The sequence below is a fragment of the Marinomonas gallaica genome (genome assembly GCF_001639745.1).
Lineage (GTDB): Bacteria > Pseudomonadota > Gammaproteobacteria > Pseudomonadales > Marinomonadaceae > Marinomonas > Marinomonas gallaica.
Window position 1 is genome coordinate 1 of record NZ_LTAX01000004.1, and the last position, 15,858, is coordinate 15,858.

Below are 15,858 nucleotides of genomic sequence, written 5' to 3' on the forward strand. Positions count from 1 at the left end.
AGTTGATACAAGCCTTATTGCCGCGAAGACTAGAAAATGAAATGGCATTTTAGACTAAAAACGCCATTATTCAGGGATGACGCGTTAGTATCGTTGAAAATTTGCGTGACGAATATATCAAAATACTTTTTTGCTAGGTGATTGGTATTCAGGGGCGACTAATTATTATTTCGCCATGATTAATCGCGCACAGAGTATCTCTCGAAGTATTCAGGTCCGACTATATAAATATTGTATTCAGTCGCTTATTTTATTTGTGCTTTCCTTGATGTACGCCGGTTTAGTATCGGGGATTCAATAAAATGCCAAGAAATGGTGGCGAAAATTAGAGTGATACTTAAAGATGCTAAAAACATAGTAAGAAAGCTAATGTCTGGTATAAAAAGCACAAGTGTCTGTTGTATGGGAAAGGCGTATATATATACTCCATAGGAGTAATCTCCGATGCGATTGTAAATATGAGTTTTTTCGCAAGGAAGGTAAGCTATCACTAGAACACTGTAGGCAATGGTAAGGGAATAATAGATAGGATAGGCAAGCGTATCCTTTAACCATGGTATGCCGAGTAATAGTAATCCTGCGATGCTCCACATGACAGGGATGCGATAGCGCAGTTTGTAAAGTATACTGCCGACTGTAAAAGTACAAATAAAGATCAGCATGTCAAATTTTTCAAACTGATGCGTATTTTGAAAGTGCTTTGCCGTTAAACAAGCAATAAGAATAAAACAGACTAGGGAAGTCAGTTTAATGTGAAGTTGCCAATGAGCTAAATAATGTTTGGTTAATCCACTTAAACAGAATGCTAGAGCGGTCATAACATACATCCAAGTTTCTATAGGTAGAGTCCAAAGAGAGCCATTTACAGAGTTTGAATGAGGGTTTTCTATGAATACTCCGGGAAGTTTAAAGTGAGTGTGGATATCTAGCAAGTTAATGTTTAAAAGGTATTGCCAAGTGCTTGGTGTGGAAAAATAAGTGACAATATCAAGTTCGGTTATAAATGGTCCAAGTATAAAGACAGTAAGTAATAGTACGACAGATAATGCTGGGAATATTCGCTTGCTACGAGCTAAAACATAATGTTGCAAGTCATGTGAGCGATCTAAGCTTCTATATATTAAGAAACCGCTGATAGAAAAAAATATTGTAACAAAAAAAGTACCCATGCCAATGTTAAAATATAATTGAAAAGGATCTTTTATGTTGGGCCTGTTACTTACCAGGACGTAGCTATGAGCGAATAAAACGCCTATGGCACAAAGCATACGTATGAGATTGAAATTATTATTTGAACCTATACAAAGTTTACTGATCTTAGGTGGATTTATTAGCAAATTTATAACCGAATATAGAGTGAAGTTAAGATGTGTTTTTCATGCTATCTCAGAAAATACAGTTCTAGCTATTATAGCGTCTATAATAGCTATGTATACAAAGAGTTAAAAGCGAATGCGTTAATCTCTCTATATTTTCCTATGCCTGATTTCGTCAGCACTGAAAGACTCCCATCTTATTGAAAGCATGTTAAAACCTGAAGCGTTACAAATGGTTAGGGGGTAAGGCTTTGAATGGCAGCTTACTCAGATGATACAAGGTACAAGCAATGCTCAAGCAGTGCGTCTAAAGTGAGTGGTGTTATACATGTGACAAGAAAAACGATGCCAAGCTGTACAGCAAGGCTCGACAGCGGCTCCCCTAGGTTGCCAAAGAGCAGACACTGCCCTAAGACAAACCTATGGTAAAGCCGATCATGAGTTAATGCTGAGACTGTGGCCATACCGTGCTTAAACGGTATTTTTAAGCTATATAATTTGCATAATCAATATCTGTCTGGGCACCAATTAACTCTGCTATATTGTTAAGCTGCGAAAAGTCTTCGCTGTATAAGTTTTCCAAATTTTGCAGATACCCGTCAAAATTTATATTGCTCAGTTGTTCTAGGTAGTTTGACCAGTCAAAAGAAGCGAATTGAGCTGTGATTTCAGACCAGTCGACTGTCCCAAACGCCTGTGTTAATAAGTCACTGACTTGATCGACTGAGAAGCCGAATTGAGCGAGGTATTCTGAGTAATCTTCCCAGTTAATATCCTCGAACCCAGTTGTAATATCATCATCTAAGTTATCCTGCCAAACTGAGTCATCGAAAAGCGTTTCAAGGTTGGTGTTGTCAAATAAATTACTCAGTTCTGTTATCCAGTTATCATCATTGGCTAGGACGTTAGCGTAGTTTTGTAGTTCTGTTGCCCACGATTCCCAGTCGAAGTTTGCTAATGCGCTTTCTAGGGTTGTGTTCCACGTGCCCCAGTCAATATTTGCCAGCGCAGCTTGATAATCGGTAATCAATGTGTCCCAGTTATAGGCTTGGATTTCTTCATCAGATAGGTTGAGAACATTTTTCAGTGTTAAGTCAACTTCGACTGGGACCTCTGGTGTTGCTGTTTCTGGCGGAATAGGGGCGCTAGAGGTTGTGGTAAACCCTTTAGCTGCAAAGAAATTTTTCACTTCGTTGCCAGAAACACCATCTGCATATAGTTCACCTAGCATATCGAAGGTAATACCGTATTGGGCAGCAGTGCTGTAAATAATGGCAGGAGAGTTTAAATTGTTGTGAATAAACTCCCGAGCTTGCTGAAAGGTAACGCCGTATTGGGCCAGTAACTCTGATGCAGACATAGTGAACTCCTTTTTTATTTTATAGCGGTCGAATAATGATCAGTATTATAGCGCCGACTTAATACGTTTGAAGTAGTATTGCGGTTTTTAGACAAAAAAAAGCTAAGACAGTTGCCTTAGCTTAAAGACTGATAACTGCTGAGTAGAGCGTATTATCAATACTTTTGTCTCATAGATGGGATTTCGAATTAAAAAGCTGGTCATATTGTTGAAGTGTTGATTCATTTAGTTGGCCAGCTTCAAGTTGAAGGTTCAGATCTGCCATTAAATAGTCAGAGAGTGTTTTTGCAAACTCTAAGCGCACGTCATACATCTCACTGCGTGCCTCTAATACATCTACTTGACTACCAAGACTTAAATCCGCTTGACGTTCTGCTGCATCTAAAAAGGCTTGGCTAGATTTACGAGATTCTTCTAGGGCTTTTAGTCGTTGACGATAGGAACTAAGCTGAGTGTAAGCAAGCTTAACGGCTTGATTTTTATCGGAAAGAGTTTTTTCGTAACGCGCTTGGGCCGCATTGTAAGTCGCTTCTGCTTGGCGAGATTTTGCTGAGGTACGCCCACCGGAATACAATGGAATAGTCAGGTTTAGCGAAGCAATGGAACGCGTGCTGTCTACAAAAATATCGTCTGAGTAGCGGTCAGTATAGGATAAAGAAAAGTCCAAGGTTGGCAAGTGTTGGGCACTTGCTGAGTCGGCTTCAAGTTCTTTGCTTCGAACGTTGGCCATTTCGGCTTGCAATAAAGAGTTGTACTGTACTTTCTTGATCCAGTTCTCTTTTGAGTCTTGAGAAAGATTAGGCAGTACGAGATGTCCGTTAGCGACCCAATCTTTTGGGATGCTAAACGATTCGCCAGTCAGGTTTTCAAGCTGAGTTTTTGCATCTTCAAGGCGGCTTTTAGCTTGTAGCATGTCACTGCGTGATACGTCACGGCTAGACGTGGCGCGTAGTACATTTAAACGATCGCCTACACCTAATTCGTTCATTCGTTGTGTTTGGTCAAGCTTTATCTGCAGTGACTCTAGCTTCTCTTGGTTTATGTAGACTTGCTGAGCAGCAAGAAGTGCCTCTAGGTAGGCTTGGCTTAAGCGGTAAATTAATTCTTGCTCCGCACGAGTGTAGGAAAATTTAGATTGTTTGACCGCTTCCTGCGCACTATCCAAGGCTTTCCAAGCGGAAATATTAATTAGGCTTTGTTTTAGTTGAACTTGATAGCTGTAATCAGCTTGCTCATCTTGAGTACGTTCTTTTTGGGTGTCACTTGTGTATTTGTCAGGATTACGTGTGTACTCATCATCAACAATTGAGTAGCGGTAGCTAGAGCTGAGCGATACGTTAGGTAGCAATTGTGATAGGGCTATATCATCTTGCTCTTCCTTCGCTTGCGAATTATAAAAAGCATACTTCAGTTCAGGGTCGTGCTGCTTAGCCAGCTCAAGTGCTTGAGCAAACCCAATTGCTTGTTCTGCTGGGTTGGCTGATTCAATCTCCTCTGCCAAGGTGGCAGAGGAGATTGTTGTACTGATCATCAAAGCAATCAGGTGCGGTTTAAATGGGATCAACATTCTACTTTTCCTTCAAGCTTCGTGCGAAGCTGTCTTTGATCGGTTTAATAATGTAGCTAAAGAGTGTGCGTTCGCCACGGCGAATCATGACTTCAGCAGGCATACCTGGGATTAGCTTCATTTGATCTGAGTTCATGTCATCACGTCCTTTATCCGTCACCTTGATGCGCGCTAAGTAATAGGGTGCTTGGTCTTCTCGCTGTTGCAGACGGTCAGCGGAGACATTGATCACTTCCCCTTGAATGACTTGGGTGATACTTGCATTAAATGCCGAGAAGCGAATGTCGGCCAGTTGACCAATATGAATGTCATTAATATCATTGGTCATAACGCGGCTTTCGACGACAAAACTGTCTTCAAAAGGCACTAAGTCCATTAGGGGTTGTCCAGAGTTTGCCACACTACCAATAGTGTGTACTTGCATATCGACAATGGTGCCATCTTCTGGTGCTCGTACAATTGAGCGTTCAACACGATCTCGTGCGACTTGGTATTTTTCTTGTAGATCGAAGTATGTTGTTTGAGTTTGTTTTAAACGATCACCAACGTCTTTAAGGTAGTCTTGTTTACGTGTTGCAATTTGCAGTTCCGTTTCAGTGTTTTGTATCTTCAGCTGCGCCATATTTGACTTCAGCTTATTGATCTCATTTTGAGTTGAAATAATAGAGCGGTTCAGTTCTCGCGCACGGTTGTTGTCGCCTAGGCCTTCGTTATACAGTGTGGTATAAGCTTCTTCTTCTTCACGGAGTAAGGCTAGTTGTTGGTTTAGGCCATCAATTTGTGCCTCCATACCACTTACTTGCTCATCCGTTTGTTCTAATCGTGTTTCTAATGAGTTGGCTTCTTGCTGATAAGCAGAGATTCGCGCGTTTAATTGATTGCTTTGCTGTTTGAGAGCATTGGCTATGTCTTCATCTTGCTTTGCTGCTTCTCGAAGTGACTCAGAGAAGCGAATGCTTGTTTCAAAGTTTTGCTCGGCGTTTAGACGCTCAAGCTCAGCTCGCGCGATTTGTAGCTGCTTGTTGCTGTTATTAAGCTGAGCTCGAAATTGGGCATTCTCAAGCTGAATAAGTGGTTCACCTGCTTTAACAGCATCACCATTACGTACGAAGATTTTTTCAATAATACCACCTTCGTAATGCTGTATGGTTTTGCGGTAGCTATCGACCACTACTTCACCAGGAGCAATTAAGGCACTGTTAAGAGGCGCGGTTGTTCCCCAAAGCGTGAAAAGACCAAGAGTCAGTATTAGAAAGATAATGCCAAATTTAACATAGCGGCGATCATCAGTAGGGACTTCGTCCTCACTTTTTTGAGCAGGTTGTGCAGTAGATTTTTCTACGTAACCAGGCTTTGCTTCAGAAGCGGGTATTTTAGCGGTTTCTATTTGTGCCAGCGGTTGGCCAGAACTTTCATGGCTTAGCTCGGTATCTTTGTCTGTCTGTTTTGTCATTTTTACGGTCTCGAATTCTTTACTTATAAAAGAGGTTAGGCTCTAAGTGCTGTATGTTCTGGTGCTTTTTGAGACATCAGTTTCTGCATAACTTCTTCTTTTGGTCCGAACATTTGCATCTGACCTTCTTTGAGTACCATAAGTTTATCAATACTCTTAAGGATTGACGTACGGTGACTGATGACAAACGTAGTGACGCTTTCTTGTTTCAGGATTTGCATGGTTTCGCTCAGTGCCTTCTCGCCTAGTTCATCTAAGTTGGAGTTTGGTTCGTCGAGCACCACGACTTTTGGTGTGCCATAAAGAGCACGGGCTAGGCCCACTCTTTGGCGCTGACCACCAGACAGAGCTCCTGAATCAACACCAATGCGAGTATCGTAAGCATCTGGGAGTTGTAAAATCATGTCGTGAACCCCCGCTTTTTTCGCGGCCGCTACGACAAGATCAGGGTTGACTTCTCCGAAGCGGGCAATATTCTCACTGACGGTACCGTTAAACAGTTCGATGTCCTGTGGCAAATAACCAATATGAGGACCAATCTCTTCACGGTTATAGTGCTGCACTTCTGCGCCATCGATTCGGAGGGTGCCATTCAGTGTTGGCCATATACCTAGTATTGCTTTGGCTAGAGAGGATTTACCAGCGGCACTTGGGCCAATGATGCCAACAAGGTCGCCAGGCTTAACTTCAAAGTTGACACCTTTAAGGGTAGGTGTTCGGGAACCAGCTGGACCAACAAATAGGTTGATGGCATCAACTTGCCCTGTTGGCTCAGGTAGACTCATGTTGCGGTCTTCTTCAGGGAAAGACGACAGTAATTCTTGCAAGCGTGTGCGTGCGCTTCGCGCATTGTTAAACCCAGACCAGCTGTTAATTAGCAAATCTAGAGGCGCTAATGCTCGTCCCAATAGGATGGATCCCGCGATCATCATACCCGGGGACATTTCATTGAGAACAACGTAATACGCACCTAATCCTAGAATAGAAGACTGAAAAATCATACGCAGTACTTTAGATAAGTTGGAGAACACGCCTGCACGATCACTTGCAACGGTTTGCTTCCCTAGGAACGTCTTATGCTGGTCACTCCAGCGTCCCATAATGCCAGGTAACATGCCCATGGCATGAAGTACTTCCGCGTTGCGAAGGTTACTAGAAGCCAAGTTTTGCGCTTTGATATTTTCACCGTTCGCTTCGGTTAGCATTTTTTTAGTGAACTTCTCGTTCAAAACCGCAATGCTTAATAAAATTGCGCCCGCACCCAACGCAAACCAGCCAAATGCTGGGTGAAACATAAACAATAAAGCGATGTAAATTGGGAACCACGGGGCATCAAAAAACGCAAAAAGACCGTTACCTGTTAGAAACTGGCGGATGCTGGTTAGGTCATTTAGCGGTTGAGCCGTACGTTGATTTGGGACTTTAACACCTGCATTAAACATGGCGGTGTACACCCGGTGGCTTAGGAATTGGTCGATTTGGTTAGAGACCCTTACCAAAATACGCGATCGAACCCATTCCAAAACCCCGAGTACTCCGAATAGGAAAATCATAATCAGTGTAAGGAAGAATAACGTTTCTAAACTACGAGATGTTACGACTCGATCATATACTTGGAGCATATAAAATGGCGCAGTTAACATCAGTATATTTATGAAGAGACTAAAGAAGCCTGCGGCTATAAAACCACGTTTGCTCGCTTTGAGTGCGCTTCCTAGATCATCTACGGCTTTTGAGTTTTTCATAAAGATATCTGTCTTTTTAAGGTTTACGGCTGAGTCAAAAAAATCGTCACGGTGGAGGGTTAATGTGGACGCAATGACATTTTACAACCCCATGATGGCGGCAAGATTATCAGAGTCTATTTAAAGGCATGTGACTCCACTCACTTTTTTACGGATTGTGTTCCGCTATTGTAGCAATTTCCAGTTTGTATCCTCAATTATTCAAGCCTGACCAAAATGTATTGTTGGATTAGTTATGTTAAATTACGCGACTTATTTAAGTCGACCTAGGAGTAAAAAATGGCAACGTTAACGGTTGAAGGTAAACAGTTCGATATCAATGAGTTGTCGGAAGAAGCGAAGTCTTGTGCAAACTCAGTATCTTTTTGTGACAATAGAATAAGTCAATTAGAGGCTGAATTGACCGTTGTTAAAATGGCTCGACATGGTTTTGTACAGCGATTAGTGGCAGCTCTACCTAATGTTGAGGATAAAACATTAACTACTAAAGCGGTTACGAAAAAACGTACGACACGCAAAGCAGAAAATAGTGAAAAAAGTGCAACAGGATCTTCTACAGGCAAGAAGACTACGACAACCCGTAAACGTGCTACTACGACAGCAGCGAAAAAAAATGTCGCTACAACAAAAAAAACAACCTCTCCAACAACACGTAAAGCTAGTGCAAAAAATGCGAATTTGGATTCAGGGCCGATTACCGAGTCGTAGTGTTTTGAGAAAAATAGCTATGATCCAGTTTTCTTACTAGATTGATACGGATAATGTTTTCTCAACTTTACAAGATTAACATGTATGAATGAGCTTGTTGTAAAGAGTGTTTCTCTGGCCTATTCCTCGTTTGAGGATCGTTTGCAGATGCACTGTGTGGTTGGTGGTAAACACCATGAATTATGGATGACGCAGCGTATGTGGCAACAACTGATGCCTAAGTTAATCAGTTGGCTTAAAAAATCAGGCGGTGCACGTTCAGCTCACTTAGTTGGCTTGACGATGAAGAAAAATGTGCCTCCATCAGGTGAGATGCCAGAGGTTCATAATTCAGATAGCCGTCAAGCGATAGGTTCTGCAGCACTCGGTTCCGATGCTAGTGCGGCTGAAGCTGCACAGCCTCTGCCACCTAGTTCTCGTGTTTGGATCTGTTCAATAGCAAATATCACGATGAACGATGCGCGTATTCGTATCAGTATCGGTTCAGAGAAGAGTTCTTTAACCTATATTTTTAGTATGACAGTGTTAGAGGCTTCATACTTTTTGCTAGCTCATAAACGCGTGTCAATTCAAGCTGCTTGGCCTTTTGATTGGCCTGACTGGTTGGTGTTGGAGGAAGACCTTGCAACCGACTCTTACACTAAACTTTTACACTAACTTAATATTTGGCCAGTAGTTTATGAAACTATTAATTACAGGTGGCGCGGGCTTCATTGGCAGTGCGGTTGTTCGACACCTTTTAACCGATACACAGTATGACGTGGTTAATCTAGATAAGCTAACCTACGCTGGTAATCTTGATTCAATACCCACTGAGTTAATTCATTCTCGTTATACGTTTGAGCAGGTGGATATCTGCGATGGCGCAGCATTAGCGAAAGTGTTTAATCTGCATCAACCTGATGCCGTGATGCACTTGGCGGCTGAAAGTCACGTTGACCGTTCTATTGATGGACCTGGTGACTTTATCCAAACCAATATTGTTGGTACTTATACGCTGCTTGAAGCGGCTCGACGTTATTGGTCGGGTTTAAGCAAAGATAAGCAGCAAGCGTTTCGTTTCCATCATATCTCAACCGATGAAGTGTACGGCGATTTACCACACCCTGATGAGGTAGACGGTGATTTACCGATGTTCACGGAAACAACATCTTACGCGCCAAGCTCGCCCTATTCGGCCAGTAAAGCCAGTTCGGATCATCTTGTTCGTGCGTGGCTGCGCACCTATGGTTTCCCCACGATTGTGACAAATTGCTCTAATAATTATGGTCCTTATCACTTTCCTGAGAAATTGATTCCACACATGATTTTGAATGCATTATCAGGTAAAGCTTTACCTGTGTATGGTGATGGCTCTCAAATACGCGATTGGCTGTATGTGGAAGATCATGCACGTGCTTTGGTGAAGGTAGTGACAGAAGGTGAGGTAGGGCAAACCTATAACATCGGTGGCCATAATGAAAAGCGTAATATTGAAGTGGTCCATACGCTTTGTGATTTACTCGAAGAGTTAGTGCCCAACAAGCCTAATGGCGTTGCTGCTTATCGCGATCTGATTACCTATGTAAAAGACCGTCCGGGTCATGATGTGCGCTACGCCATTGATGCCAGTAAAATTGCCGATGAATTAGGCTGGAAGCCTGAGGAAACGTTTACATCAGGCATGCGTAAAACGGTACAGTGGTATTTAGCAAACGAATCTTGGTGGCAACGTGTGCTGAATGGCGATTACAAACTTGATCGCTTAGGCAAATAGGATGGGCAGCATGGCAAAGCGTAAAGGGATTATTTTAGCCGGCGGCAGTGGTACACGTTTGCATCCGCTGACGTTAGGCATGTCAAAGCAGCTGATGCCGATTTACGATAAGCCGATGATTTACTATCCGTTGTCGGTTTTGATGTTAGCGGGTATTCGTGAAATCTTAATTATCACCACACCAGAAGATCAAGAGAGTTTTCAAAAGCTATTAGGTGACGGTAGTTACTTTGGTGTTGAGCTGACCTATGCTGTTCAGCCATCGCCTGATGGCTTAGCGCAAGCGTTTATTATCGGTGAAGAGTTTATCGGTGACGACAATGTGGCGCTGGTATTGGGCGACAATATTTTCTTTGGTCAGCATTTCTCAGACAAGCTAAAACAGTCGGCTGCGCAAACATCCGGTGCAACCGTGTTTGGCTATCACGTGATGGACCCAGAACGCTTTGGTGTCGTGGAATTTGATGAACACGGTAAAGCCATTAGCATAGAAGAAAAGCCGGAAAATCCTCGCTCCAATTATGCGGTAACGGGCTTGTACTTTTACGACAATGATGTGGTTAACATTGCGAAGAGCATTCAGCCTTCCGTGCGCGGTGAGTTGGAAATTACCGATGTGAATTTGGCGTATTTAAAACGCGGAGATTTGCATACATCGCTATTGGGGCGTGGTTTTGCGTGGCTGGATACAGGGACGCATGATTCTTTGCTGGAGGCTGGGCAGTTTGTGCAAACCGTTGAACATCGCCAAGGGCTTAAAATCGCGTGTCTGGAAGAAATTGCTTTTCGGCAGAATTGGATTAGCCAAGCGCATTTGATTCATGCTGGTAATGCGTTAAAGAAAACAGGATACGGCCAGTATCTGCTTAAAGTCGCTGATGGCTATCAGTAAACTCTGCTAGGACCCAATAAAGTATGAATGTCATTGAAACAAATATCGCAGATGTTGTGATTATCGAGCCGAAGGTCTTTGGCGACGAGCGTGGTTTTTTTCTCGAAACCTTCCAAGCCGAGCGTTATCAGGAAATGGCGGGTATCGATCTGCCCTTTGTACAAGACAACCATTCACGTTCAGGAAAGAATGTTTTACGTGGTTTACATTTTCAGAAAAGTAAGCCACAAGGCAAGTTGGTGCGCGTTGTTCGTGGTGAAGTATTTGATGTGGCCGTCGATATTCGTCCTGACTCGCCAACCTATGGACAATGGGCTGGCGTGTTGTTGAGTGAAGACAATAAACGTCAGTTTTGGGTGCCGCCCGGTCTGGCGCATGGCTTTGTTGTGTTATCGGACATCGCAGATTTTGAGTACAAGTGTACCGATTATTATGATCCGAGTGATGAAGGCTGCTTAATATGGAACGATGCCAGTGTCGGAATCGAATGGCCGGAAGGCATCGAGCCGATTTTGTCCGCCAAGGATGAGCTCGGTCTTTCCTTTGAAGAGCTTGGAAAGTAACTTATGCGGATTTTGTTAACGGGAAAAAATGGGCAGCTAGGGCGTTGTTTTCAAGACGTTTGTACATCCTCGAAGCATGAATTAATAGGGTATGGCTCGGATGAGTTAGATATTTCACAGACGGGTCAGGTGTTATCTGTGGTCGCAGAGGCCAAGCCGGATATTATTGTGAATGCGGCTGCATATACGGCGGTGGATAAAGCAGAAGATGAGTCTGACAAGGCGTATGCTGTCAATGAGTTGGGGGTTAAAAACCTTGCTCAAGCTGCGCAACGGCTTGGCATTCCAGTCATTCATGTATCGACTGATTATGTCTTTGACGGTTATAGTGTTGAGCCTTATAAGCCAAGTGATCCAACTGCGCCACAAGGGGTTTACGGAGCATCCAAGTTAGCAGGAGAAAAGCGTCTTGCGCAAATTTGTACTCAGTATATTGTATTAAGAACGGCGTGGGTGTTTAGCGAATACGGCAATAATTTCGTTAAAACCATGATCCGGTTAGCTAACCAGCGTGATTCACTTAGTGTCGTGGCAGATCAATATGGCTGTCCGACGTATGCAGGCGATTTGGCGCAGGCAATTTTGCAGCTTTGCGATCAATATCAACAAACTGGTGAGCTGGCATGGGGGACACATCATTACTGTGGTGATCTACCGACTAGCTGGCACGGTTTTGCTCGCACCATTTTTGCTAAAGCCGAGCAGGTCGGTTTAATTCAGAGTAAGCCTCAGTTGACGGCGATCAGTTCTGCACAGTACCCGACACCAGCTAAGCGTCCAGAGTATTCCGTGTTGGAGTGTTCTTCGCTTGAAGAAATTGGCGTTACACCTTGTCTCTGGCATGAAGTACTGTCTGATTGTTTAAATAAACTTGTTAAGACGCAATGAAACAAAAAGCTAAGGTTATTATTTTCGTGCACCTCTATAACGATTTTAGTGGTAGCCCTTGCGTTTTAAAAGATGCCATAGAAAGCTTGGATGGGACTGGTGTAGAGCGAATTTTGTTTACAAGTCAGCATCGTGGTTTTTTGAGTGATTTGGCAATAAAAAAACAAACGGTACCCTATTTATATTCGAATAAGACTCTGATTAAACTGCTTTTTTACGTGATTTCACAGTTTTACTTGTTCTTTTTCCTGTCGTTCTGTTTATTAAAGATGCGCATTTCGGGTAAACATGTTGAAGTAGTTGCAAACACTATTTTGCCAGCAGCGGCTGTATTGGCAGGAAAGCTATTTGCACATAGAACGGTAAGTTATGTGCACGAGCTAGCTGTTCAATCCAAGTTGCTGTCTTTTTTCTTAAAAAACATTGCGTTGAAGTGCTCTGATAGACGTATATATGTTTCTCAGTTTTTGAAAGAAAGCTACTTTGATGAGCAGGGCGATGTCCTCTTAAATGGCTTGAGAGGTGATCTGTCTGAATATGTGGCAAAGCTATCGTATCAGGAACTAATTGAATGCAAACTATCGCATTTTCGGGTACTTTTCGTTGGAAATCTTCGTGAATATAAAGGCTTTTGGGCGTTTTTAAAACTTGCGCGGTTACGGCCCAATATGTGCTTTGAGGCAGTTATTAATGCGTCTGAATCTGAATTTGATGCCTTTAGAAAAACGGCAGATATTCCTATAAATGTAAACGTTGTATTGAGACCGAAAGATCTTGCTGAGTCTTATCAAAAAGCATTCGTGCTACTTAATTTATCTGATACTCGTTTTGTAAAAGAAACCTTTGGTATGACGATTTTGGAAGGGTTTGCCTTTGCTTGCCCTGCGATCGTGCCGAGCGAAGGGGGCCATCACGATTTTTGTAGTACGAATAATAGCTTATCGGCAGATGTCCTGGCTATCGAGGACGTGCTAACACACCTAGACAGCTTGTCTCTAAATCAAGGTAAATGGCTTGAATTGTCTAAAGGAGCATTTGAAACGGCCCAAAAATTGACCAATTTGGAATATAAGAAACGAATCAAACGGTATTTGTTGGGCTTCTAACGGTTCTAAAAAGCAGGTGAGAATGAAAAAAGTGTTCGTAGTTGGGGTCGTTGGGATACCAGCTTGTTATGGTGGTTTTGAAACGTTAGTAGAAAACTTGGTTGAGAAGTCAGCCTCTGATGTAACGTACACGGTGTTTTGCTCTGAACATGATTACGATGTCCAACTTAGTGAGCATAAAGGCGCGAAGTTGTTGTACCTACCTTTTAAGGCCAATGGGATGCAGAGTATTCTGTATGATACTTACGCGCTAATAAAGTCTCTTTTCTACCGCCCTGATGTAGTGTTGATTCTAGGTGTCTCTGGTTGTGTCTTTCTTCCTATCTTTAAGCTCTTTTCTCGCAGTAAGGTGATTGTGAATATTGATGGCTTAGAGTGGCGCAGAGCGAAATGGGGGCGATTTGCTAGGGCTTTTTTAAAGCTTTCTGAAAAGCTTGCTGTAGCGTTTTCTGATACGGTTATTAGTGATAATCAGGCTATTTATGACCACGTATTGAGTTGTTATAAACGGCATTCTGAGGTGATAGCCTACGGAGGAGATCATGCAATGGTGAGAGCTGTTTCAGGCTTCCATGATAGCTACGCTCTTGCTTTGTGCCGGATTGAACCCGAGAATAATGTTGAGCTTATTTTAAAAGCGTTTGCTGATTTAGACATACCGTTGAAGTTTATTGGTAATTGGCACAACAGTGAATTCGGGCGACGCTTAAAAATAGAGTATTCAAATGTAGCTAACATTGAATTAATTGAGCCTGTTTACGACCCTGAAGAGCTGTTTGCATACCGTGATCAATGTAGGTTTTACGTGCATGGTCACTCTGCGGGCGGTACTAACCCATCATTGGTTGAGATGATGTTTTTCGCTAAACCTATTTTTGCTTTTAATTGCAACTTCAATCGCTACTCAACAGATGGCAAAGCAATGTATTTTGATTCACCAGACAGTTTGAAGACGATTATTCTGTCTTGGGAAAAAACAGGTGACGCGGCAGCTGAAGAGATAGGGCGAGCGATGAATGATATAGCCGTACAGCGCTATACGTGGGCGAAAGTGACACAAGCATATCAAAAACTTTACCAGTAGTTGGATAAATAGTTGTTGCAACCTGTGGTCTGCTTGATTAGGTTTGAACGTTTTTATGGTATTTGATGGCGTGGAGTACAAATGAAAAAAAGTTCAGTGAAGCGCTATCAAGATCGTAGAGTGCCATTCTCTTATGCTCTGGTGGATTTACTACTGCCCGGCATATTACTATCATCGATGTTCGCTCTATTTGGTACTGGCGAATGGAAAAGTGAATATCACTGGATGGCTGCATTAAGTGGTGTGTTTTTTGCCACATGTATTGGAGTTCAAGGTGGTTACAGTCGCTACAATGAGAGAGGATTTGCTAAAAAACTAGAAGTGACCTTTAAGACATGGTTTTTAAATGTCTTTTTTTTATTGGTGCTATTGTTTTTCTATTTGTCAAAGTTGCAATTTGATCGTTGGATTGTATCTGCTTGGGTAGTTCTTACGCCTTTTTTTGTGATGTTCACGAAAGTAATGATTCAGCGTTATTCTCGCGGCTTCTCTCAAGCAAAAATCCAAGTGGCTGTGCTGGGACGGTATTACGAATTTAATGAGTTAGAGTACGCCATGCTGGAATTTCAAGGCGTTGAGTTGACGTATTTTAGCTTAAGTGACAGTGATGATATTGAACACAGCATCCTGAAATTGTCTCCTGATTATTTATTGTTGAACTTAGAAACACCAGCCACCAATAAGTTGATTAAGGAGCTGACACATCTTGATCTGAAGGGTATTCGGTTAATTGTCTTACATCGTTTTATGGAAGCATTTTTGCGTAAATGTTACATCCCCTATGACGGTGAAGACTTGAGCTATCTTGAGAAAGTTCGTCCTTATAACCCTAAAAATTATCTATTTAAACGTTCAATTGATTGCGTAGCTGTTCTAGGCATAGGGCTTTTATGCTCACCACTTATCATTTATGCCATTCTCAAAATACGCTTACAATCTCCAGGTAGTATCTTATTTCGACAATGTCGAGTCGGGCTAGGCGGTAAAAACTTTGTCGCGCTCAAGTTTCGCAGTATGCATGAAGATGCACATTTTGATCCCTATACCCAAAAAGAAGATCCTCGTGTTTTTCCTTTTGGCAATGTGATGCGCAAGTTTCGGATTGATGAATTACCGCAATTATGGAATGTATTACGAGGTGAAATGCATTTGGTTGGGCCTCGGACGGAGTGGGATATTTTGGTAGAAGACTATGAAAAAGAAATCCCTTATTACCATGAACGCCACCTTGTGCGCCCAGGGATCTCTGGCTGGGCACAAGTGTGTTACCCCTATGGGGCTAATTTGGAAGACGCTCGTCAGAAACTCATGTATGACCTGTATTACATAAAGCATTGGAGTGTTTGGTTAGAGCTTGAAACGATTTTACGTACTGTGGTTGTGGTGCTAGGCAGAAAAGGCCATTAGTAACACCTTTGAT

14 protein-coding genes are annotated in these 15,858 nt (G+C 42.5%); 9 read left to right on the forward strand and 5 right to left on the reverse strand.

What is annotated here, in order from left to right:
- Window positions 1-245: 245 nt before the first annotated feature.
- From AYW76_RS05615 to AYW76_RS05635, 5 genes are all read right to left on the reverse strand, one after another.
- On the reverse strand, window positions 246-1,337 hold the full coding sequence (locus AYW76_RS05615) for an acyltransferase family protein (RefSeq protein WP_156489033.1): 1,092 nt from the start codon (window positions 1,335-1,337) through the stop codon (window positions 246-248).
- A 463-nt stretch (window positions 1,338-1,800) separates the two neighbouring features.
- Entirely contained in the window at window positions 1,801-2,676 is an 876-nt protein-coding gene (locus tag AYW76_RS05620; protein ID WP_067216939.1) for a hypothetical protein, read from the reverse strand.
- Between the two features lie 169 nt (window positions 2,677-2,845).
- Complete coding sequence (locus AYW76_RS05625; protein ID WP_067216947.1) at window positions 2,846-4,243, reverse strand: TolC family protein; 1,398 nt, start codon at window positions 4,241-4,243, stop codon at window positions 2,846-2,848.
- 1 nt (window position 4,244) lies between these two features.
- Window positions 4,245-5,696, reverse strand: coding sequence for an HlyD family type I secretion periplasmic adaptor subunit (locus AYW76_RS05630; RefSeq protein WP_082866124.1), 1,452 nt, complete (start codon window positions 5,694-5,696; stop codon window positions 4,245-4,247).
- Between the two features lie 35 nt (window positions 5,697-5,731).
- The gene (locus AYW76_RS05635; protein ID WP_067216949.1) at window positions 5,732-7,441 is read right to left on the reverse strand and encodes a type I secretion system permease/ATPase; all 1,710 of its coding nucleotides are present in this window, start codon (window positions 7,439-7,441) and stop codon (window positions 5,732-5,734) included.
- A gap of 279 nt (window positions 7,442-7,720) precedes the next feature.
- Here AYW76_RS05635 and AYW76_RS05640 point away from each other — a divergent pair, with 279 nt between their 5' ends.
- The 9 genes from AYW76_RS05640 (at window position 7,721) to AYW76_RS05680 (ending at window position 15,845) form a co-directional block, all read left to right on the forward strand.
- Window positions 7,721-8,149, forward strand: coding sequence for a DUF6447 family protein (locus tag AYW76_RS05640; RefSeq protein ID WP_067216955.1), 429 nt, complete (start codon window positions 7,721-7,723; stop codon window positions 8,147-8,149).
- An 84-nt stretch (window positions 8,150-8,233) separates the two neighbouring features.
- A complete protein-coding gene (locus AYW76_RS05645; protein WP_067216957.1) occupies window positions 8,234-8,806 on the forward strand; it encodes a hypothetical protein in 573 nt (190 codons plus the stop codon).
- A 22-nt stretch (window positions 8,807-8,828) separates the two neighbouring features.
- Window positions 8,829-9,905 (forward strand): dTDP-glucose 4,6-dehydratase, encoded by a 1,077-nt coding sequence (gene rfbB, locus AYW76_RS05650; protein WP_067216960.1) that lies wholly within the window; start codon window positions 8,829-8,831, stop codon window positions 9,903-9,905.
- Between the two features lie 10 nt (window positions 9,906-9,915).
- Window positions 9,916-10,797: a glucose-1-phosphate thymidylyltransferase RfbA gene (gene rfbA / locus AYW76_RS05655; RefSeq protein ID WP_067217408.1), complete on the forward strand. Its 882-nt coding sequence runs from the start codon at window positions 9,916-9,918 to the stop codon at window positions 10,795-10,797.
- A 23-nt stretch (window positions 10,798-10,820) separates the two neighbouring features.
- Window positions 10,821-11,360 carry a dTDP-4-dehydrorhamnose 3,5-epimerase gene (gene rfbC, locus AYW76_RS05660; RefSeq protein ID WP_067216963.1) on the forward strand — a complete coding sequence of 180 codons (540 nt, stop codon included), beginning with the start codon at window positions 10,821-10,823 and terminating at the stop codon, window positions 11,358-11,360.
- A 3-nt stretch (window positions 11,361-11,363) separates the two neighbouring features.
- Entirely contained in the window at window positions 11,364-12,248 is an 885-nt protein-coding gene (gene rfbD, locus AYW76_RS05665; RefSeq protein WP_067216966.1) for a dTDP-4-dehydrorhamnose reductase, read from the forward strand.
- On the forward strand, window positions 12,245-13,354 hold the full coding sequence (locus AYW76_RS05670; RefSeq protein WP_067216968.1) for a glycosyltransferase: 1,110 nt from the start codon (window positions 12,245-12,247) through the stop codon (window positions 13,352-13,354). Before rfbD ends, AYW76_RS05670 begins: the two co-directional genes overlap by 4 nt.
- 22 nt (window positions 13,355-13,376) lie before the next feature.
- The gene (locus AYW76_RS05675; protein ID WP_067216972.1) at window positions 13,377-14,438 is read left to right on the forward strand and encodes a DUF1972 domain-containing protein; all 1,062 of its coding nucleotides are present in this window, start codon (window positions 13,377-13,379) and stop codon (window positions 14,436-14,438) included.
- 81 nt (window positions 14,439-14,519) lie between these two features.
- Window positions 14,520-15,845, forward strand: coding sequence for an exopolysaccharide biosynthesis polyprenyl glycosylphosphotransferase (locus AYW76_RS05680; RefSeq protein ID WP_082866125.1), 1,326 nt, complete (start codon window positions 14,520-14,522; stop codon window positions 15,843-15,845).
- The last annotated feature ends 13 nt before the right edge of the window (window positions 15,846-15,858 follow it).